This is a genomic window from Flavobacterium sp. (genome assembly GCF_041392005.1).
GTDB lineage: Bacteria > Bacteroidota > Bacteroidia > Flavobacteriales > Flavobacteriaceae > Flavobacterium.
Genome location: NZ_JAWKMX010000001.1, coordinates 1 through 20,875, shown reverse-complemented (window position 1 = coordinate 20,875; position 20,875 = coordinate 1). Strand labels below are relative to the sequence as shown.

General features: G+C 31.9%; 22 protein-coding genes and 1 pseudogene. 12 read left to right on the top strand and 11 right to left on the bottom strand.

Annotated features, from left to right (window positions below; all coding sequences use genetic code 11):
• Window positions 1–54: 54 nt before the first annotated feature.
• From R2808_RS00115 to R2808_RS00075, 9 genes are all read right to left on the bottom strand, one after another.
• The gene (locus R2808_RS00115) at window positions 55–399 is read right to left on the bottom strand and encodes a septum formation initiator family protein (protein ID WP_371268884.1); all 345 of its coding nucleotides are present in this window, start codon (window positions 397–399) and stop codon (window positions 55–57) included.
• Window positions 400–404: 5 nt separating this feature from the next.
• Entirely contained in the window at window positions 405–1,013 is a 609-nt protein-coding gene (udk, locus tag R2808_RS00110) for a uridine kinase (RefSeq protein WP_371268883.1), read from the bottom strand.
• A gap of 134 nt (window positions 1,014–1,147) precedes the next feature.
• Window positions 1,148–4,507, bottom strand: coding sequence for a preprotein translocase subunit SecA (secA, locus tag R2808_RS00105; protein WP_371268882.1), 3,360 nt, complete (start codon window positions 4,505–4,507; stop codon window positions 1,148–1,150).
• An 80-nt stretch (window positions 4,508–4,587) separates the two neighbouring features.
• Window positions 4,588–4,809: a DUF2795 domain-containing protein gene (locus tag R2808_RS00100; RefSeq protein WP_371268880.1), complete on the bottom strand. Its 222-nt coding sequence runs from the start codon at window positions 4,807–4,809 to the stop codon at window positions 4,588–4,590.
• 100 nt (window positions 4,810–4,909) lie between these two features.
• Window positions 4,910–5,485, bottom strand: a complete 576-nt coding sequence (locus tag R2808_RS00095) for a cob(I)yrinic acid a,c-diamide adenosyltransferase (protein WP_371268879.1) — start codon at window positions 5,483–5,485, stop codon at window positions 4,910–4,912.
• Window positions 5,486–5,652: 167 nt separating this feature from the next.
• On the bottom strand, window positions 5,653–6,342 hold the full coding sequence (locus tag R2808_RS00090) for an ABC transporter ATP-binding protein (protein ID WP_371268878.1): 690 nt from the start codon (window positions 6,340–6,342) through the stop codon (window positions 5,653–5,655).
• Between the two features lie 83 nt (window positions 6,343–6,425).
• A complete protein-coding gene (locus tag R2808_RS00085; RefSeq protein WP_371268877.1) occupies window positions 6,426–7,280 on the bottom strand; it encodes an O-methyltransferase in 855 nt (284 codons plus the stop codon).
• A 182-nt stretch (window positions 7,281–7,462) separates the two neighbouring features.
• On the bottom strand, window positions 7,463–9,325 hold the full coding sequence (locus R2808_RS00080) for an ABC-F family ATP-binding cassette domain-containing protein (protein ID WP_371268876.1): 1,863 nt from the start codon (window positions 9,323–9,325) through the stop codon (window positions 7,463–7,465).
• 55 nt (window positions 9,326–9,380) lie between these two features.
• On the bottom strand, window positions 9,381–9,758 hold the full coding sequence (locus R2808_RS00075) for a potassium channel family protein (protein ID WP_371268875.1): 378 nt from the start codon (window positions 9,756–9,758) through the stop codon (window positions 9,381–9,383).
• A 74-nt stretch (window positions 9,759–9,832) separates the two neighbouring features.
• On the opposite strand from R2808_RS00075, the gene R2808_RS00070 reads away from it, so the two are divergent.
• Complete coding sequence (locus R2808_RS00070; protein WP_371268874.1) at window positions 9,833–10,417, top strand: glutathione peroxidase; 585 nt, start codon at window positions 9,833–9,835, stop codon at window positions 10,415–10,417.
• A 2-nt stretch (window positions 10,418–10,419) separates the two neighbouring features.
• On the opposite strand, the gene R2808_RS00065 is transcribed toward R2808_RS00070, so the two are convergent.
• Window positions 10,420–10,917: an N-acetyltransferase family protein gene (locus tag R2808_RS00065; protein ID WP_371268873.1), complete on the bottom strand. Its 498-nt coding sequence runs from the start codon at window positions 10,915–10,917 to the stop codon at window positions 10,420–10,422.
• A gap of 72 nt (window positions 10,918–10,989) precedes the next feature.
• Between R2808_RS00065 and menD the strand changes: the two genes are divergently transcribed.
• The 6 genes from menD to priA all read left to right on the top strand — a co-directional run bounded on the left by menD (window position 10,990) and on the right by priA (window position 18,093).
• A complete protein-coding gene (gene menD, locus R2808_RS00060; protein WP_371268872.1) occupies window positions 10,990–12,651 on the top strand; it encodes a 2-succinyl-5-enolpyruvyl-6-hydroxy-3-cyclohexene-1-carboxylic-acid synthase in 1,662 nt (553 codons plus the stop codon).
• A gap of 81 nt (window positions 12,652–12,732) precedes the next feature.
• Window positions 12,733–13,074, top strand: coding sequence for a DUF2853 family protein (locus tag R2808_RS00055; protein WP_371268871.1), 342 nt, complete (start codon window positions 12,733–12,735; stop codon window positions 13,072–13,074).
• A gap of 90 nt (window positions 13,075–13,164) precedes the next feature.
• Window positions 13,165–14,022 carry a carboxylating nicotinate-nucleotide diphosphorylase gene (gene nadC / locus R2808_RS00050; protein WP_371268870.1) on the top strand — a complete coding sequence of 286 codons (858 nt, stop codon included), beginning with the start codon at window positions 13,165–13,167 and terminating at the stop codon, window positions 14,020–14,022.
• 1 nt (window position 14,023) lies between these two features.
• Window positions 14,024–14,950: a YihY/virulence factor BrkB family protein gene (locus tag R2808_RS00045; RefSeq protein WP_371268869.1), complete on the top strand. Its 927-nt coding sequence runs from the start codon at window positions 14,024–14,026 to the stop codon at window positions 14,948–14,950.
• A 20-nt stretch (window positions 14,951–14,970) separates the two neighbouring features.
• Window positions 14,971–15,537: a chalcone isomerase family protein gene (locus R2808_RS00040; RefSeq protein ID WP_371268868.1), complete on the top strand. Its 567-nt coding sequence runs from the start codon at window positions 14,971–14,973 to the stop codon at window positions 15,535–15,537.
• Window positions 15,538–15,645: 108 nt separating this feature from the next.
• On the top strand, window positions 15,646–18,093 hold the full coding sequence (gene priA, locus R2808_RS00035) for a primosomal protein N' (RefSeq protein WP_371268867.1): 2,448 nt from the start codon (window positions 15,646–15,648) through the stop codon (window positions 18,091–18,093).
• On the opposite strand, the gene R2808_RS00030 is transcribed toward priA, so the two are convergent.
• Complete coding sequence (locus R2808_RS00030) at window positions 18,090–18,788, bottom strand: LytR/AlgR family response regulator transcription factor (protein WP_371268866.1); 699 nt, start codon at window positions 18,786–18,788, stop codon at window positions 18,090–18,092. The two genes, priA and R2808_RS00030, sit on opposite strands and share 4 nt — an antisense overlap.
• Before the next feature lie 137 nt (window positions 18,789–18,925).
• Between R2808_RS00030 and rpsF the strand changes: the two genes are divergently transcribed.
• The 5 genes and pseudogenes from rpsF to R2808_RS00005 all read left to right on the top strand — a co-directional run.
• Window positions 18,926–19,267, top strand: a complete 342-nt coding sequence (gene rpsF, locus R2808_RS00025) for a 30S ribosomal protein S6 (protein WP_371268864.1) — start codon at window positions 18,926–18,928, stop codon at window positions 19,265–19,267.
• 2 nt (window positions 19,268–19,269) lie between these two features.
• Window positions 19,270–19,566, top strand: coding sequence for a 30S ribosomal protein S18 (gene rpsR, locus R2808_RS00020; RefSeq protein WP_371268863.1), 297 nt, complete (start codon window positions 19,270–19,272; stop codon window positions 19,564–19,566).
• 64 nt (window positions 19,567–19,630) lie between these two features.
• A complete protein-coding gene (gene rplI / locus R2808_RS00015; RefSeq protein WP_371268862.1) occupies window positions 19,631–20,074 on the top strand; it encodes a 50S ribosomal protein L9 in 444 nt (147 codons plus the stop codon).
• 62 nt (window positions 20,075–20,136) lie between these two features.
• A complete protein-coding gene (locus R2808_RS00010) occupies window positions 20,137–20,610 on the top strand; it encodes a DUF6495 family protein (RefSeq protein ID WP_371268861.1) in 474 nt (157 codons plus the stop codon).
• 4 nt (window positions 20,611–20,614) lie between these two features.
• A pseudogene (locus R2808_RS00005) lies at window positions 20,615–20,875 on the top strand (NAD-dependent DNA ligase LigA); the annotation flags it as partial.

The following is a 20,875-nucleotide window of genomic DNA, read 5'->3' as shown; positions in this document are numbered from 1 at the left end:
AATTATTTAAAAAGTAGCTATAGGAAAATAGAATGTGCTTTACGCAAAAAAAAACTACTCTATATTGCTATTTTCTTGGGCGTTAGTATTTTCGTGTTCTATAATATACACATCTTCATTTTCGTGTTTCATATAGTATTTTTCGCGTGCGTATTTTTCAATTTCGGCGTCGTTTTTAAGTTTTTTAATTTTTACACTGTCTTTGTAAATTTCATTTGTGTAATAGTTAATATTGTCTTCGAGTTCGTTTATTTCTTTATTAAGAATGCGATGTTCAAGATACGAATAATTATCAAGAAAAAGCATCCAAATTAGAAAACCAAAAAGCACTAAAATATATTTGTTTCCTAAATAGCGTAGGAAAGGAAAACGGGCTACTATTTTTTTAAGTTTTTCCAAAAGAATTAATGAATACGCTGTTTTATAACGGTTCTTACAACATCAATTGCTACGGTATTGTATTTGTCGTTTGGAATAATAATATCGGCATAGGCTTTTGTAGGCTCTATAAATTGTTGGTGCATTGGTTTTAAAGTGGTTTGATAGCGATTTAGAACTTCTTCCATATCGCGTCCGCGTTCGGCAATATCTCTTTTTAATCTACGAATTAGTCGTTCGTCAGAATCGGCATGAACATAAATTTTAATATCGAACATTTCGCGAAGTTCCGGATTGGTTAAAATTAAAATACCTTCTACAATCATTACTTTTCTAGGATGTGTAATTACAGTATCTGAAGTTCTGTCGTGTGTTACAAAAGAGTAAACGGGTTGTTCAATTACATTTCCAGCTTTAAGTTCTTTTAGGTGCTGGGTTAACAATTCAAAATCGATAGCTCTTGGGTGATCGAAGTTTATTTTGGTTCGTTCTTCATAAGTAAGGTGGTGGGTTTCTTTGTAGTACGAGTCTTGTGAAATTATGCCTACTTCGGTTGATGGTAATTCGTTCATAATTTGATGTACAACAGTTGTTTTACCACTACCTGTTCCGCCAGCAATTCCTATAATTAACATGGTTTACTTTTTAATTAGTTTAAAACACAAAAGTAAAGAAATATTGATTAGGAAAGAAAATTTGTATTCGATTAAGTGTAAAAAAAATCCTCAATTGTTTTAATTGAGGATTTCTAGTAGTATAAAAATTGTAATTAATTATTGGTAATAACCCATTCGCCAGATTTAACAAGCGATTCGGCTTTTTTAAACTTCATGGTTTCTGTTTTTCCACTCATAACGTGTTTAATAGTAACCGTATCATTACGATTAATTTTTGGTGTTTCGCGCACAACGGTTTCGGTTACTTGCTGTGGCTGCGAAGCTTGTTGCCCAGCTTGTCTGTTACGAGCTGCAAGTTCATCAGAATTTAACGATTCTTCTTTGCTTTCGGTGTAATTGTCTTTTTGTTTAGCTTCTTTAGCTTCGCTTATTGTGTTAGGGTTTTGCGATGGCAAATCGGCCTTAAATAAAAATGAAATTACTTCTTTATTTATCGTGTCCATTGTTTTTTTAAACAATTCAAAAGCTTCGAATTTATAAATTAACAACGGATCTTTTTGTTCGTGTACCGCTAATTGAACCGATTGTTTTAATTCGTCCATTTTACGAAGATGTTTTTTCCAAGTTTCGTCTATAATAGCTAGCGTAATGTTTTTTTCGAAATCAGAAATTAACGATTTAGCTTCTGTTTCGTATGCTTTTTCTAAATTGGTAACTACATTTAACGATTTTATACCATCGGTAAACGGCACTACAATGCGTTGGTATTTACCATTATTGTTTTCGTAAACGTTTTTAATAATAGGAAAAGCTTCTATTGCGGTGCGTACATTTTTTTCGGTGTAATGGTGTAAAGCCGCTTTATATGTTTTAGCTATAATTTCTCTATCGGTTAATTTAGAAAATTCGTTTTGCGAAATAGGCGAACTTATTGAAAGTACACGAATTAAATCGAATTCGAAATTTTTAAAATCGTTAGTTACTTTGTTTCGTTCTACAATACTTTCGCAAGTATCATACATCATATTGGCAATATCTACTTTTAAGCGTTCTCCTTCTAAAGCATGACGACGACGTTTGTAAACAACTTCACGTTGTGCGTTCATTACATCATCGTATTCTAATAATCGTTTTCGCACACCAAAGTTGTTTTCTTCTACTCGTTTTTGTGCTCTTTCGATAGATTTTGTCATCATAGAATGTTGAATAACTTCGCCTTCTTTAAGTCCGATTCTATCCATCATTTTAGCTACTCTTTCCGAGCCAAATAAACGCATTAGATTATCTTCTAACGACACATAAAATTGTGAACTACCTACATCGCCTTGACGACCAGCACGACCACGAAGCTGACGATCAACTCGGCGAGAATCGTGACGTTCTGTGCCTACAATGGCTAAACCGCCTGCTTTCTTAACTTCGTTAGAAAGCTTAATATCGGTACCACGTCCTGCCATATTTGTAGCAATAGTTACTACGCCTGGTTTTCCTGCTTCGGCAACAATTTCGGCTTCTTTTTTGTGCATTTTGGCATTTAATACATTGTGATGAATGTTGCGTATTTTTAACATACGGCTTAAAAGTTCTGAAATTTCAACCGAAGTTGTACCAATTAGTACTGGACGACCTGCTTGCGATAATTTAACAACATCATCAATAACGGCGTTGTATTTTTCGCGAACTGTTTTGTAAATTTTATCGTCTTTATCGTTACGTGCAATAGGACGATTGGTTGGAATTTCTACAACATCTAATTTGTAAATTTCCCATAATTCGCCTGCTTCTGTTACCGCAGTACCTGTCATTCCAGACAATTTATTGTACATACGGAAATAATTTTGAAGTGTAATAGTGGCAAAAGTTTGTGTTGCTGCTTCAATTTTTACATTTTCTTTTGCTTCAATCGCTTGGTGTAAACCGTCAGAATAACGGCGACCGTCCATAATACGACCCGTTTGTTCATCTACAATCATTACCTTATTATCCATAATAACGTATTCGGTGTCTTTTTCGAATAACGCATAGGCTTTTAGTAATTGTGTTAAAGTATGAATACGTTCTGATTTTATAGAAAAATCTTTAAATAATTCTTCTTTTTTTTCGGCTTCTTCTTCAGATGAAAGATTGGCTTTTTCAATTCTAGCAATTTCAGTTCCAATATCGGGAAGCACAAAGAAATTTTTATCGGTATCGTGCGATAAGTAATGTATTCCGTTATCGGTTAATTCTACCTGATTGTTTTTTTCTTCAATAACAAAGTATAATGCTTCATCAATTTTTGGCATTTCTCGGTTATTATCTTGCATATAATAGTTTTCGGTTTTTTGTAGTAATTGTTTTACACCTTCTTCCGATAAAAATTTAATTAACGCTTTGTTTTTAGGTAAAGCTCTGTGTGTGCGTAATAAGTAAAAACCAGCTTCTTTGTTGTTTCCTTCTTTAAATAAACGTTTTGCTTCGGTTAAACAATCGGTTGCTAATTTACGTTGTAGATTTACTAGGTTTTCAACTTTTGGTTTTAGCTCCATAAATTCGTGGCGGTCGCCATCGGGCACTGGCCCCGATATAATTAACGGTGTACGAGCATCATCAATTAAAACAGAGTCAACCTCGTCAACAATAGCATAGTTGTGTTTGCGTTGCACTAAATCGTTAGCGCTATGTGCCATATTATCGCGTAGGTAATCGAAACCAAATTCGTTATTTGTTCCGTAGGTAATATCTGCATTATAGGCTTTTCTTCTACCTTCAGAATTTGGTTGGTGGTTGTCGATACAATCCACGGTCATTCCGTGAAATTCGAATAAAGGTGCTTTCCAAGTGCTATCGCGTTTTGCCAAATAGTCGTTTACTGTTACTAAATGCACACCGTTTCCTGTTAACGCATTTAAATATAAAGGTAAAGTGGCTACTAAAGTTTTACCTTCACCTGTTTGCATTTCGGCAATTTTTCCTTGGTGAAGTACTACACCACCAATAAGCTGAACATCGTAATGAATCATATCCCAAGTTATGGGTTTACCTGCCGCATCCCAAGAATTTGACCAAATTACATTGTCGCCATCAATTTCAATATAAGGTTTTGAAGCCGAAAGCTCTATATCTTTTGGAGTAGCTTTTACCGTAATAGTTTCGTTTTCTTTAAAACGACGTGCCGTTTCTTTTACTACAGCAAAAGCTTCGGGTAAAATATCGTGTAATACTTTTTCTGAAATTTCGTAAGCTTCGGTTTCAAGCTTATCGATTTCGGTATAAATATCTTCACGAGTATCAATATCGTCTGTAGCTTCGGCTTTTTGTTTTAAAGCTTCAATTTCATTGTCTTTTTCGGCTCTTGCTGCTTTTATTTTTTCTTTAAATTCGGTTGTTTTTGCCCTTAATTGATCGTGTGAAAGCGATTGTAAACTGCTCTCGAATGATTTTACTTTGGTAATTAAAGGTTGAATGGCTTTTATATCTTTTTTTGATTTATCGCCAACAAATATTTTTAATATTGAATCTACAATACTCATAATTTATTTATTATTTAGGTGTGCAAATTTACAAAAAAAGCCTCGTAAAGAGACTTTTAAATTTTTGCGTTATTATTTTTTTAATATTCATCCTCGTTCCAAAGATAATCTTCATCGGTAGGATAATCTGGCCAAATTTCTTCCATTGATTCATAGTTTTCTCCTTCGTCTTCAATAGACTGTAGGTTTTCTACCACTTCAAGAGGAGCTCCTGTACGAATCGCATAGTCGATAAGTTCGTCTTTTGTAGCTGGCCAAGGTGCATCGCTTAAATAAGATGCTAATTCTAATGTCCAATACATTTTTTATCGATTTAATTTTCTGCAAAAATAAATTTTTAACTTAAAAAGTCAAGTTTTTTTTGAATTATTTTTTAATAGTTTTTAAGAACGTTGTTTGCCTTTAACTTTGTTTTCTAGGAATCCACTTTACTTCATCGGCTTGTAAGTCGTGCGACAACTTTCGTGCCAAGACGAATAAGTAGTCAGAAAGTCGGTTTAAGTAGGTTAAAACGAACTCGTCTGTGGGTTCAATTTCGTTTAAATGTACGACTAAACGTTCGGCTCTACGGCAAACACAGCGTGCAATATGACAATATGACACGGTTGTGTGTCCGCCTGGTAAAACAAAATTTGTCATAGGCTGAAGTTCACTGTCCATTTTGTCTATTTCTTGTTCTAAATAATGTATGTCTTCTTTGGTAATACGATTAATATTCAAGCGCTGCGTTCCGTTTTTGAGCATTTCTTTTTCTGGAGGTGTTGCTAAAATAGCCCCTAAAGTAAAAAGCCGGTCTTGAATTTCGATTAATACAGTTTTGTATAACGAATTTATTTCTTGGTCGCGAATAAGCCCAATGTGCGAATTTAACTCGTCAACCGTTCCATAACTTTCGATACGAATATGATGTTTTGGAACGCGAGTACCTCCAAATAAAGCTGTTGTACCTTTATCGCCAGTTTTTGTATATATTTTCATAGATAATTTAGAAATTTGAAGTCAGAATTTTTCAAAGATAGCAAAAATACCTATAAATTACTTTATAGCCCCGATGGTAGTAAGCTACCGTGTAGCACGAACAGCGGGAATAGGGTTTACAAATAAAACTAAAGATTCGCTTTTAAAAAGTAAGCTAGTAAAACTGATTACTTATTGCGAATATCGCTTTCGATAAGTCCATCGCGCAATCGAATGATACGGTGTGCGTGTTCGGCAATGTCTTCTTCGTGTGTTACCAAAACAACGGTATTACCATTGGCGTGAATTTCATCGAAAAGATTCATGATTTCAACGGAAGTTTTACTGTCGAGGTTTCCTGTAGGTTCGTCGGCTAAAATCATTGCGGGTTTGTTAACCAATGCACGTGCAACAGCAACACGTTGGCGTTGTCCACCCGATAATTGGTTGGGTTTGTGATCCATACGATCATTTAATCCAACTTGTGTTAATACTTCGGTGGCACGTTGGTTGCGATCCGACTTTGAGTAGCCTGCATATACCATTGGTAAAGCAACATTATCGAGTGCTGTAGTACGTGGCATAAGATTGAAGGTTTGGAAAACGAAACCGATTTCTTTGTTACGAATTTCTGCTAATTCGTCGTCGTGCATTTCGCTAACTTGTTTTCCATTTAGTATATAACTACCAGAAGTTGGTGTGTCTAAACAACCTAAAATGTTCATTAAAGTTGATTTACCAGAACCCGATGGCCCCATAAGTGCTACATATTCACCTTTGTTAATAACTAAGTCGATGCCTTTTAATACATGAATAATTTCGTCGCCCAAAGGAAAATCGCGGGTAATGCCTTTAATATCGATAATAGGTTTTGACATTTTAGTTGAAAGTTTAAAAGTTGAAAGTTTAAAAGTTTTCTAAACTTTGTTTATAAGACATAAAAACGAGTAAAATGTTACAGTTAGATTTTTATTTTTTTAAATAAAAGTGAACTAATATTTCGTTTTGGGTTGATAATGAAATGTTGTTTTTGTTGTTCTTTTCTGAAAAATACAATTCCCCATTGAAACGTATCGATGGTTACTGTTACTTGTGGATGATTTTTGATGATTTTCCAAGCTTTTTCCATATCGGGCGACCAATGAATATCATCAAAAATCCAAACGGTTTCGTTGGTAATTGTGGGTAATAGTAGATTGAAATACTCTAATGTTGCTGTTAAAGAATGGTTGCCGTCAAAATAAATGAAGTCGAAAGTTGAATGTTGAAAGTCGAAAGATTTTAAATAGCTTTTAAATTCAGTGTTGACAAATATTACATTTGGCTTTGGGTAAGTAAAATCTCTACCATTTGCTCCTTGAAATTGTTTTTCAAATAATTTTATAGCTATTTCTTGAGTGTTTTTACAACCTTCCAATGTTGTTAATGTAGTAATTGGATTACCTAATGCTAATGAGTTTGTAGCTAAACCTAAAGAAGTTCCGATTTCTAAAATATTTTTTGGTTGAAAGTAGCGAACCATTCGGAATAATAGCTTCGCATTTTCGGTTGAAATTCCTGCGTTTTTAGCAATAGCTGAAATTTGGCGTGTATTGGATTTAAAAACACGAGAACCCGCACCAAAGTCGGTAACTTCAATAGTATTTTTATTTGCTAAAAGTGATTTTCTATACTGTTTTAATACTTCGTATTCGGGATAAATTGTTGTGTCATAAAAACATTTTGTAATTAAATCAAACACAAATGGCGAGTGAATGCCGTGTTCGTTTTGGGCATTCCATTTAAATTTTATATATGATTTTAGTTGTTTTAACACAGAGTTTCACAGAGTTTTAAGTAAGTTACACAAAGTAAAAAAACTTATATAATCTTTGGGTTATCTTAGTGAATCTTTGAGAAATTAATTTTAATTTATTTTAACTTCTAAACTTCTTGTTTTTGTAGCATTTTTAGTCAAAATTAAAAAGTGAAAATTCAGCTACTCACTATTTACTATTATTATTCCATCTTTGCACTTAATTCAAACCAGCGTTCTTCTTTTTCTTCTAATGATTGAATGATTTTTTGCAATTCGTTGGCTTTGGTTTCAATGGTATCGTCGGCTACTTTTCCATCGGCAAATAATTTTTCGATTTCCTTTTTTTGGTATTCCAAATCTTTTATTTCGCGTTCAATTTTGCTAATTTCTTTTTGTTCTTGAAACGACAAACCATTTTTTATTTGCTTTTCTTTCCAGTTGTTTTTTTCCTTGTTTTCGACTTCGTTCGAACTGACAGGTTCAGTACTGTTTTCGTAACTTCTCCAATCGGAATAATTCCCAGGAAAATCTTCAATTTCGCCATTGCCTCTAAAAACAAATAAATGATCAACAATTTTATCCATAAAATAACGGTCGTGGCTTACGACCAATAAACATCCTGGATAATCCAATAAGAAATTTTCCAGTACATTTAAGGTTACAATATCCAAATCGTTGGTTGGCTCATCAAGAATTAAAAAGTTAGGATTTTGGATTAAAACCGTACACAAATACAAACGTTTAAGTTCGCCACCACTCAATTTTTCTACATAATCGTATTGCTTTTTAGCATCAAATAAAAAACGTTCTAGTAATTGTGATGCCGAAATAATTTTGCCTTTAGTAAGCGGAATATATTCACCGTATTCTTTAATAATATCAATTACTTTTTGTTGTGGTTTTGGATTGATTCCACTTTGCGTGTAATATCCAATTTTCATGGTGTCGCCAACTATTACTTTACCGCTATCAGGTTTAATAGTTCCCGTAATTATATTTAAAAAAGTCGATTTTCCAGTACCATTTTTACCAATTATTCCTACGCGTTCACCACGTTGAAAGGCATAACTAAAATCTTTAAGAATAGTCTTGTCGGGAAAGTTTTTATTGATTTTTGCCAATTCAATAATTTTGCTACCCATGCGTTCCATATTGATTTCGAGTTCCACCACATTTTCCTTGCGGCGACTCATAGCTTTTTCTTTAATCACATAAAAGTCATCTTGGCGCGATTTTGATTTGGTTGTACGTGCTTTTGGTTGGCGACGCATCCATTCCAATTCTTTTACAAATAGGTTTTTTGCTTTATCAATACTTGCATTTTCAGAAGTTACACGTTCTTCTTTTTTCTCTAAATAATAGGAATAATTTCCTTTGTATTGATATAATTTTCCGTTATCCAATTCTAAAATTTCATTACAAACACGCTCTAGGAAAAATCGGTCGTGGGTAACAATAAATAGCGTGAGGTTTTCTTTGGCAAAATACTCTTCAAGCCATTCAATCATTTCCAAATCCAAATGGTTGGTAGGCTCATCTAAAATTAAAAAATCGGGTTTATTGATTAAAATAATAGCCAACGAAAGTCGCTTTTTTTGTCCACCCGATAGGTTTTTGACTTTCAGTTTTAAATCGTCTAATTTTAATTTGGATAATATTTGTTTGTATTGGGTTTCAAAATCCCAAGCATTGTGACGATCCATATTATCAAATGCTTTTTGATACGCTTCTTCGTCTTCCGGATTTTCGAGTGCCTTTTCGTATTTCTCTATAATTTTTAATACTTCGTTATCACTGGCAAAAATACTTTCTTCAATGGTTAATTCGGGTTGTAAGTTGTCATTTTGCGACAAAAATGCCATTTTCAAATCTTTTCTAATAACCACTTGGCCGCTATCGGGTTCGTCAAAACCTGCTAACATATTCATAATGGTAGTTTTACCCGAACCGTTTTTGGCAATAAATGCGATTTTTTGGTCTTTATTGATACCAAATGAAATGTTTTCAAATAAAATACGTTCGCCGTAAGCTTTAGAAATATTTTCTACTGAAAGATAATTCATAGGTTAATTTGAAAATTTGAAAATGAGTCAATTTGAAAATTGATTGGTACAAAAGTTAATTGTTATTTCTTTCAATAACTTTTTTAGTGTGAACATCGGTTCGGCTTAAATGTTTTACTATGTCGCGTTTTTCTTTATGACGCATCATGGTATAATGATGTTGAATAGTATTGATAAAACTTAAAATCATTCCGATACCAACAACTATATAAACAATAGTAAATATTTTACCAGAATCGGTTTGTGGCGAAAAATCGCCATAACCAATAGTAGTTAATGTAACCACCGAAAAATACAAGGAATCAATAATACTCCAACCTTCTAAATAATGATACGTTATTGTGCCTACAGCTAAAATAATTATAGTTGTAATTAGTAAATCGCGATATTCATCGTCTTTTAAAAAAGAAACAATAGTTTTTATAAAAAACATAGTTGGAAGATTTTTATTATTGAAAATAAGTGCGTAAAGATACAATAATTCGTAACTTTGAAAAAAATACAAAAATGAAAAAATTACTACAACTTTTTATGTTTGGACTTACCATTATTGGTTGCAAACAACAAGAAAGTTTAAATAAAAAATTGACAACTACTGAAACCATGCAAAAAAAATCAATACATCAATTTAAAGTAAAAGACATTGAAGGAAACGATTTTAATTTTGAAACTTTAAAAGGGAAAAAAATTATGGTGGTTAATACTGCTTCTAAGTGTGGATTAACGCCACAATATGAGCAATTGGAAGCAATTTATCAACAGTATAAAGATAAAAATTTTGTAATTATTGGTTTTCCTGCTAATAATTTTTTAAGTCAAGAACCGGGTTCAAACGAAGAAATTGCCACTTTTTGTCAGCGCAATTATGGTGTAAGTTTTCCTATGATGAGTAAAATTTCAGTTAAAGGAAATGACATGGCTGAAATATATCAATTTTTAACCCAAAAAAGTGAAAATGGCGTAGCTGATAGCGAAGTAGAATGGAATTTTCAAAAATATTTACTCAATGAAAATGGCGAATTGGAAATGATAATTTCACCTCGAACGCTTCCAAATGATGAAAAAATTATTAATTGGATTGAAGGGAAATAATCTTATTTTAACAAAAGTTGCATAAACACCGAATGAAGCCATCGGTCAAATTTATATGCCGATTCTTTAATTAAACCTACTTTATCAAAGCCAAACTTTTCGTGTAACTTTATACTTGCTGTATTTTCAGCATCAATTACACCAATCATCGTATGAATATTTTGTTTTTTTGCTAATTCAATTAATTCAACTAAAAGTAGTTTTCCAATTCCTTTTCCTTGATGATTTTGATGTACATAAACAGAATGTTCTACGGTAAATTTATAGGCTTCACGAAAGCGAAATTCACTATAATAACCAAAACCCACCACTGTTTCATTTTCAATAGCAACCAATATTGGGAAATTTTTATCTAATTTATCTTGAAAAATAGTTTTTTGATGTGTTAATGTTCTTGGGTTATAGTCGTATAAAGCTGTAGTGTTTAAAATAGCATCATTAATAATTTCTAAAATAGCTTCACAATCTGTAACTAAATATGGTCTAATTTGTATGGACATACTAAAATATTATAACGTAAAAGTAATTAAAAATAAGGTGAGTTCGTATCTTTGTTGTTCTAAATTTTTACTATGATTTATCCTAAAATTCCTTTGGCTCAAAGCGTAATCGAAGTTTGTCGTTTACAAGGAATTCAGCATATTGTTATTTCTCCAGGTTCGAGAAACGCACCATTGACAATTGGGTTTACCAATAATAATGCTTTTCAATGTTATAGTGTTGTAGACGAACGTTGTGCGGCTTTTTTTGCACTTGGAATGGCGCAACAATTGCGTAAACCAGTAGCTGTCGTATGCACCTCGGGTTCGGCATTGTTAAACTATTATCCGGCAGTTGCCGAAGCTTTTTATAGTCAAATTCCTTTGGTTGTTATTTCTGCTGATAGACCCAAAGAAAAAATTGATATTGGCGACGGACAAACCATTCGTCAAGAAAATGTTTTTAGTAATCATTCTCTTTTTAATGCAAATTTAAATGAAGATGCTTCTATTGAAAATGATAGTTTAATGTTTGAAGCAATTACAGTTTCGGTAAATCAAAAAGGGCCAGTTCATATTAATGTTCCGTTTGAAGAACCTTTGTACGACACACAAGATTTTTGTTCCGTAAAATCCGTTTTTAAAAACAATAATAATTCTGTAGAAACATTTCAAATTTCTGAAGATATTGTGCAACTATGGAATAATGCGGCTAAAAAAATGATTTTGGTTGGCGAATTATTTCCAAATACACTTTCATCTGAAATTTTAGAAAAATTAGCGCGAGATGAAAGTATTGTTGTGTTTACTGAAAAAACTTCAAATTTGCATCATTCAACTTTTATTTCAAACATAGATACTATTATTACTCCATTTTCTGATGAAAATTTTCAACAATTACAACCCGATTTGTTGATAACCTTTGGCGGAATGGTGGTTTCTAAACGAGTAAAAGCCTTTTTACGAAGCTATCAACCACAACATCATTGGCATATCGATACACTTCGCGCTTATGATACGTATGGCTGTTTAACAAATTACATTAAAACAGATGTAACTACTTTTTTCAATAAATTATTGCCAGTAGTTCAATCGAATCATAATTCAAGTTATCAACAATTTGTTCAAAATATTGCTGCTTTACGCAAGAAAAATCAAGAGAAGTTTCAAGCAACCGCACCTTTTTCTGATTTTAAAGTTTTCGAAACAATTGTAACAAAATTACCTTCGAATATTCAACTGCAAGTAAGCAATAGTTCGGCTATTAGGTATTTGCAATTAATGAATTTAGAGACTTCAATTGAAGTTTTTTGTAATCGTGGCACAAGCGGTATCGATGGCAGTACATCAACAGCAATTGGTGCGGCAGTAGCATCAGAAAAGCCTACAGTTTTATTAACTGGCGACATTAGTTTTTTTTACGATAGCAATGCACTTTGGAATGGAAATATTCCTACAAATTTTAAAATAATACTAATTAATAATTCAGGAGGCGGTATTTTTAGAATATTACCAGGGCATCAAGAAAATAAAACATTTAATCATTTTTTTGAAACAACACATAATTTAACAGCAGAATGCTTGTGTAAAATGTTTAACATAAAGTATTTAATGGCTAAAAACGAATCAGAAGTCGAGCAAAATTTGCAACTTTTATTCGAAAAAAACAAGCAGCCTACGCTTTTAGAAGTGTTTACTCCAGAAAAGGAAAATGATAAGGTTTTAAAAGATTTTTTTAAAAAATTGGCTTCATAAATAAAAAAAAGGCAAAACATAGTGTTTAATAATAAAATTAAGTATATTTGAGATAATATTAACGATTAAAAAAACACAATTATGAGTAAAAGAGACGAGTTAATTGCAAAATATGCTGCCGACTTAAAAGAAAAATGCAATGTTACTGCAGATATGGATTTTTTAACAAAAGTAACTGTTGGTTTAGGGCCATCAATTTATAATGCCGATTCTTCAACAGTTTCAGGAACAGATGAAAAAGAATTAGCAACAGTAAAAAATAACTTCTTAATCAAAAAATTAGGGTTAAAAGACGGACCAGAATTAGATAAAGCAATTGATGCTGTAATTGAACAATATGGTCGTTCTAACCGCAATAAATATAGAGCAGTTGTATATTATTTATTAGCAAAACACTTTAAAAAAGAATCAGTTTATAAATAATTAAAAATAATTTACTTGCAAATCCCGATTTTTTTATCGGGATTTTTTTTATCAAAAAATTACCTATTTTAGCACAAGAATTTTAGTAGTATGATTTCAGAAGCACAATTTCAAAAAGAATTAGAATTAATTATTAGCAACGCTATAAGAGAAGATGTAGGCGATGGCGATCATAGTTCGCTGGCTTGTATTCCAAAAGACGCACAAGGAAGCGCAAAATTATTGGTAAAAGATAATGGTATAATTGCAGGCGTGGCATTTGCTAAAATGATTTTTGATTTTGTAGATAAAAATTTAAAAGTAGAAACCTTTATTGACGATGGAAGTATTGTAAAATACGGCGATGTTGTTTTTCATGTTCATGGCAGCTCTCAGTCTATTTTAAAAGCAGAACGTTTGGTTCTAAACGCTATGCAGCGTATGAGTGCTATTGCAACCAAAACTAGAGTTTTTGTTGATTTATTAGAAGGAACAAATACGAAAGTTTTAGACACTCGTAAAACTACACCAGGAATTAGAGCTATAGAAAAATGGGCGGTAAAAATAGGCGGTGGCGAAAATCATCGTTTTGCATTATATGATATGGTAATGTTAAAAGATAACCACATCGATTTTGCTGGTGGCATAACAAAAGCTATTGCAAAAACCAAAACCTACTTAAAAGAAAACAGTAAAGATTTAAAAATAATTGTAGAAGCTCGAAACCTAGACGAGGTAAACGAAATTCTACAATCGGAAGGTGTTTATCGCATTCTACTAGATAATTTCGATTTTGAAACCACTCGAAAAGCAGTACAGCTTATTGGTAACAAATGCCTAACGGAATCGTCAGGAAATATTAACGAAAAAACCATTCGCCAGTATGCAGAATGTGGGGTAAATTATATTTCATCGGGTGCTTTAACGCATTCGGTTTACAATATGGATTTAAGTTTAAAAGCAATTTAAAATGTCTGAAGCCGTTGAAAACAAACTCAACAAAATACCTGTTGTAAAGCAATTAATAGGTTTAGCCAAAAAAATAACATTCAGTTCGTTAGAAGGTATGTCGCTATACGATATATTAGAAATGTATGTTATGGGTATTTTAAAAGGTGCATTTTCGTATAGAGCTAGTGCCATTGCGTTTAGTTTTTTTATGGCATTATTTCCTTTTGCTTTATTTATTTTAAACTTAATTCCGTATATTCCTATAGATAATTTTCAAGAAGATTTTTTGTATTTTGTTTCTATAAATGTACCGCCAAATACTTATGATGCTATACAACTAACCATTTACGATATTTTGAATAATAGTTATAATAGTTTGCTTTCATCGGGTTTTATTTTATCTATTTTTTTAATGACAAATGGTGTTAATGCTATTTTTGGAGGCTTCGAAATGTCAGAGCATATTACTGTTACTCGTGGCTTTTTTAAGCAATATTTTATGGCTTTAGCCATATCGTTATCGCTATCTTTTTTGTTAATAATTACTGTAGTCGCTATCTTATTTTTCGAGGTTTTAATTCAACAAATAAAAGCTAGAGGTTTTATTACTAACGAAGTAATTTTAATTCAATGGGGGCGCTATTTATTTGTTACGTTAATGATTTTAATAGCAACATCAATATTATACAAATTTGGTACGCGCGAAACTAGAGATGTAAAATTTTTTAGTTACGGAACGTTTATCACCACATTGTTATTTCTAGTGTCGTCATACGTTTTTGGAATTTATGTTGAAAAATTTGCACGTTATAACGAACTTTATGGATCAATTGGTACACTTCTTGTACTAATGTTTTATATTTGGATTAACTGTATGGTACTTTTATTAGGTTTCGAATTAAATGCTACCCTAAGTAAATTGAAAAGAAAAAATTTATATATTTAACAAAACTAAAATTAACAATTATGAAAAAACAATTTATTGTAATGCTTGTAGCTGTATTTTCGACAGTATTCTCAATGCAAGCGCAAACAGAATTATCGGGTGTAAAATTGAATAGCAAATTATCAATTGAAGGACAAAATTTAATTTTGAACGGGGCAGGTGTTAGAGAAAAAATGTGGATTGACTTGTATGTGGGTTCATTATATCTACCAAAAAAATCTAATAATACTGCTGAAATTTTAAGTCCAAAAACACCAAAAGCGGTTAAGCTAAATATTGTTTCAGGTATGATTTCTTCATCAAAAATGATTGCAGCTTTAAACGAAGGAATGGAAAAATCAACAAACGGAAATACCGCACAATTTAAAGACGAAATGGCAAAACTTATTTCTTTTTTTAAAGAAGAAATTAGTAAAGGCGACGATTTTACATTAGTTTTTGTGCCAGGAACAGGTATAGTAGCTTTTAAAAATGGCGTTAAAAAAGGAGTAGTAGAAGGCGACGATTTTCAAAAAGCATTTTTCGGAATTTGGTTATCTAACAATCCTGTAGATAAAGATTTAAAGAAAGATATGTTAGGAAAATAAATCTTAATTAGTCTAATACAAAAGCGTTCTTCAAAAAAGAACGCTTTTTTTGTTGTAACACATTTGTTTCTACTTGTCTTTTACCTTTTACCTTTTTACATTTGTACAATGCAGTATTTTATAGAAGTAGTTTTGCCGCTAGCCGTAGCTAAAACATTTACATACCAAGTTTCAGAAACCGAATTTAACTATATACAAACAGGTATGCGGGTGGCTGTTCCTTTTGGAAAAACTAAAATTTATACGGCATTGGTTTTAGAAAAACATAATAAACCACCACTGCTTTATACTGCAAAAGAAATTCATCAAATTTTAGACGAAAAACCAATCGTTAACAATCTTCAAATTAAACATTGGCAGTGGATAGCTACTTATTATATGTGTTCGCTTGGCGAAGTTTTTCGTGCCGCATTACCATCGGCATTTGTATTAGAAAGCGAAACACTTATTTCGTCAAAAAGCAAAGTTATAGATAGCGTACAGTTAAAAGACGACGAATATTTAATTATTGAAGCTTTAGAAGCACAATCATCATTAACGGTTGCAGAAATAATCAAAATTTTAGGTAAAAAAACAGTTTTTCCAGTAATAAACAAATTAATTGCAAAAGGCGCTATTTCGCTTCACGAAGAAATAAAAGAAGTTTATAAACCCAAGTTAACGCGTTACATTAAATTACAAGATGAATTTTTGCAGCAAGACCAGTTAACACAATTGTTAGAAGTTTTATCGCGTGCAAAAAAACAACGAGAATTGGTATTGCATTATTTTCAATTGCAAGCGCAAGAAAAAAATCCAATTTCGGTAAAACAATTATTAGAAACTTCAGGCGTTTCTTCGGGTGTTTTAAAACCGTTGTTAGGTAAAGAAATTTTTGTAGAATATTACATTAACCACGATAGAGTTTCATTTGAAAAAGAAGAAAATGCAAATTTTCAGCTAAGTGCTTCGCAAGCGAAAGCTTTAGCTTCAATAGAAAATAATTTTAAAAATGTTGATGTTAATTTGCTTCACGGCGTAACCGCTTCTGGGAAAACCGAAATCTATATTAAACTAATAGAACACTATATAAAGACAAACAAACAAGTTTTATTTTTATTGCCCGAAATAGCCTTAACTGAGCAATTAGTACAACGGTTAACCGCATATTTTGGTAACGAGGTTGCTGTTTTTCATTCTAAATATTCAAATAACGAACGTGTTGAGGTTTGGAACCAAGTTTTAGAGAATTCTGAAAAAGCAAAAGTAGTAATTGGTGTTCGCAGTGCTTTGTTTTTGCCTTTTTCTAATTTAGGTTTAATTGTAATAGATGAAGAACACGAAGCTACCTATAAACAACAAGAACCAGCGCCTCGGTATCATGCTCGCGATGCAGCAATTGTTTTAGCCAAGCAACACCAGGCAAAAGTGTTATTAGGAAGTGCTACGCCAAGTTTGGAATCGTTTTACAATACTACTATTCATAAATATGGAATTACCACCTTAACCGAACGCTATGGAAATGTGGTGTTACCCGAAATTGTATTAGTCGATTTAAAAGATAAGTATTTTAGAAAAAAAATGACAGGTCATTTTTCTAATGTATTATTGGAAAATATTACTGCAGAAATTGAAAAAGGAAAACAAGTTATTTTATTTCAAAATCGCAGAGGATTTTCTTTGTTTTTAGAATGTACAACTTGCGGTCATGTACCACACTGTCCAAATTGCGATGTAAGTTTAACCTATTACAAATTAAGAAATCAACTAAAATGCCATTATTGCGGCCATACTATAGCCAAACCAACCCATTGCCATAATTGCAATTCTGTAGAAATCAATACAAAAGGCTTTGGAACCGAACAAATTGAAATAGAATTGCAAGCCTTGTTTCCAAAAATAAAAATTGGTCGAATGGATCAAGATACTACTCGTGGAAAATTTGGTTTTGAAAAAATTATTGATGCTTTTAAAAATAAAGAATACGATATTTTAGTAGGAACGCAAATGTTAGCCAAAGGATTACATTTCGATAATGTTTCTCTAGTAGGGATTTTAAACGCCGATAATTTGTTGAACCAACCGCATTTTAAAGCGTATGAACGTGCATATCAAATGATGACGCAGGTTGCAGGTAGAGCAGGACGAAAAAATGAAAAAGGAAAAGTTGTTATTCAAACGTATAATCCATATCATACAACCATTCAGCAAGTAGTAGATAACGATTATTTAGCAATGTATAAAGAACAAATTTACGAACGCAATAATTTTAAATATCCGCCATTTTACAGATTAATACGAATTACCATTAAACATCGCGATTTTGAACATCTAAAAAATGCTTCCCTATGGTTGTATAATGTATTAAAACAAAGTTTAAATGTTCCGATATTAGGACCAGAAGAACCAATGATTAGCAGAATACGCAACCAGTATATTCGCACCATTTTAATAAAAATTCCTACGCAAACTCATTTAGGAAATACAAAATTAACCATTACTAAAGTGCTTACTAGCTTTGAAGCAATAGCACAATATAAAAGTGTTAAAATAACAAGTAACGTAGATGTAAATTAAAGTTTGGCAAGCGCTTCAGGAATAATTTCTTTTTTAGTTCTACTTATTGGAATTTTTGTTCCACTAATTTCGGCAAATTTACTCGTAAACTTATCAATTCGTTCTATATTAACAATATACGATTTATGAATTCGTACGAATTTGTTTTGTGGAAGTTTATTTTCAAATGCTTTCATAGTCGATAAAACCATGTAGCTATCGGTATCGGTTGTTATTTTAATATAATCGCCAAAAGCTTCTACCCATTTAATTTTATTTATTGAAACTTTAAATCTTTTAAGATTACTCTTTATAATAATAGTTTCGCCATCATTACTATTCTGATTATTGCTTTTTAACGAATGCAAAGCGACGGCTCTTTTTACCGCTTTGTTAAAGCGTTCTTTAGAAAGAGGTTTTTGTAAAAAATCGGTTGCGTCATAATCAAATGCTTTTATGGCGTAATCAGATTTAGACGATATAACAATAATTTGAGGCTTTATCTTTAAACCATCTAACAAATCGAAACCACTAATTAATGGCATTTCAATGTCTAAAAAAATTACATCAATAGCACTAATAGATAAACAGGTTTTAGCTTCTAAGGCATTAGCAAAATCTCCTATTAAATCGAGATTAATATTTTCGTTAACAAGCTTGGTTATTAAGATCCTTTGTGTAGCACTATCGTCAACAACAATACATTTCAACTTCATTTTTAAGCATTTTATCGACTAAGTTAACCATATTACTTTAAAAACAAAATGTTTTTTAAAATATTTTAAAATTTATGCTATTAAAAATAATAAATAGTCTATATTTGCACCCAATTTTAAATAAAAAAGTATTTATTATGAATCATTATGAATCTGTTTTCATCTTAAATCCCGTTTTATCTGAGCAACAGATAAAGGAAACAGTAAGCAAGTTTGAAAATTATCTTACTTCTAATGGGGCAGAGATGGTATCGAAAGAAGATTGGGGCCTAAAGAAAATGGCGTACGAAATTCAACACAAAAAAAGTGGTTTTTATCATTTGTTCGAGTTTAAAGCTCCAGGAGAACTAATTGCGGGTTACGAAACCGAGTTTCGTCGCGATGAACGCGTTATGCGTTTCTTAACAGTTGCTTTAGATAAGCACGCTGTATCATGGGCAGAAAGAAGAAGAGAAAAATTAAAAGCTAAATCAAACTAATTATGGCAAGTTTAGAACAATCTGCAAAAGGAAAAAAAGAAGGCGATATTCGATATTTAACACCTTTAAATATTGATACTAACAAGCAAAAAAAATATTGTCGTTTTAAAAAATCAGGTATCAAATATGTAGATTATAAAGATGCTGATTTCTTATTGAAATTTGTTAACGAACAAGGTAAAATTTTACCTCGCCGTTTAACAGGTACTTCATTAAAATACCAACGTAAAGTATCGGTAGCGGTAAAAAGAGCACGTCATTTAGCTTTAATGCCATACGTAGCCGATTTATTAAAATAAAAACAATTTAAGTTGTTGTTCCGCATAGCGGAACTAACTTCTAATTTTAAAAAAGGACAACAACATGGAAATTATTCTTAAAAAAGACGTTCAAAATTTAGGCTTCAAAGACGATGTAGTAACTGTAAAAAACGGTTACGGTCGTAACTACTTAATACCGCAAGGTTTTGCAGTATTGGCTACGCCATCTGCTAAAAAAGTGCTAGCCGAAAATTTAAAACAAAAAGCACACAAAGAACAAAAATTAATTGACGATGCTAAAACAATAGCCGAAGCACTTAAAAACTTAGAAATTAAGATTGTTGCTAAAGCTGGTGGCGAAAAATTATTTGGTTCAGTAACAAACACTAATATTGTAGAAGCATTACAAGCTAATGGTCATACAATCGATAGAAAATATGTTACAAGTGGTATTGTAAAAAGATTAGGTAAATATAACGCTACGGTACGTTTACACAGAGAAGTAGTAGTAGAATTACCTTACGAAATTGTAGCAGAACAAGCATAATTTTGTTTAAAAATATTTTTTAAAGTCCAACATTTTTGTTGGACTTTTTTTATTTTTACAAGATGAAGTATATACGATTAACAAAAGAGCAATTAAACGAGTTACACCCCGAATTTATTACTTTTTTAGCCACGCAATCTATAGATAAAAAAGAATGGGACGAGCTTAAAAAAAGCAAACCAGAAGTAGCAGAACAAGAAATAGATGTTTTCTCTGATATGATTTGGGATAGAGCTATGACAAATGTTTCGTATATAGACCATTTCTCCGAGCATTTTGTTTTTCTTTTTAAATGCGTTAATACTACCGTTTTTTCGTATGTAATTAAAACCTTAAATTCTGATATAAATTTTTTAACAAAGGAAGGAATTAATTGGCTTAGCCAAAACATTACCTCTAATTTGGTTGAAATTCATCAAGGAAAAAAAGAAATTGCAAACGATAGAAATGGCGAACTTTTTAAACTTGTAAAACAAGGTGGTATAATTAGCAAAGGCGAATTATACACAAAACTACAAGCACTTTTAAACCAGTAATATTATGGATGTTTTTGCAGAAATTACAGCATTGCGCAACGAATTAAACGAGCATAATTATAGCTATTACGTGCTAGATAATCCTACTATTTCTGATTTTGAGTTTGATGCTAAACTTAAAAAACTTCAAGATTTAGAAGCAAAGTATCCTGACTATTTTGATGAAAATTCGCCTACACAACGCGTAGGAGGAACGGTAACAAAAAATTTTCAAACGGTTCAGCACGAATACAGAATGTATTCGTTAGACAATTCCTATTCAAAA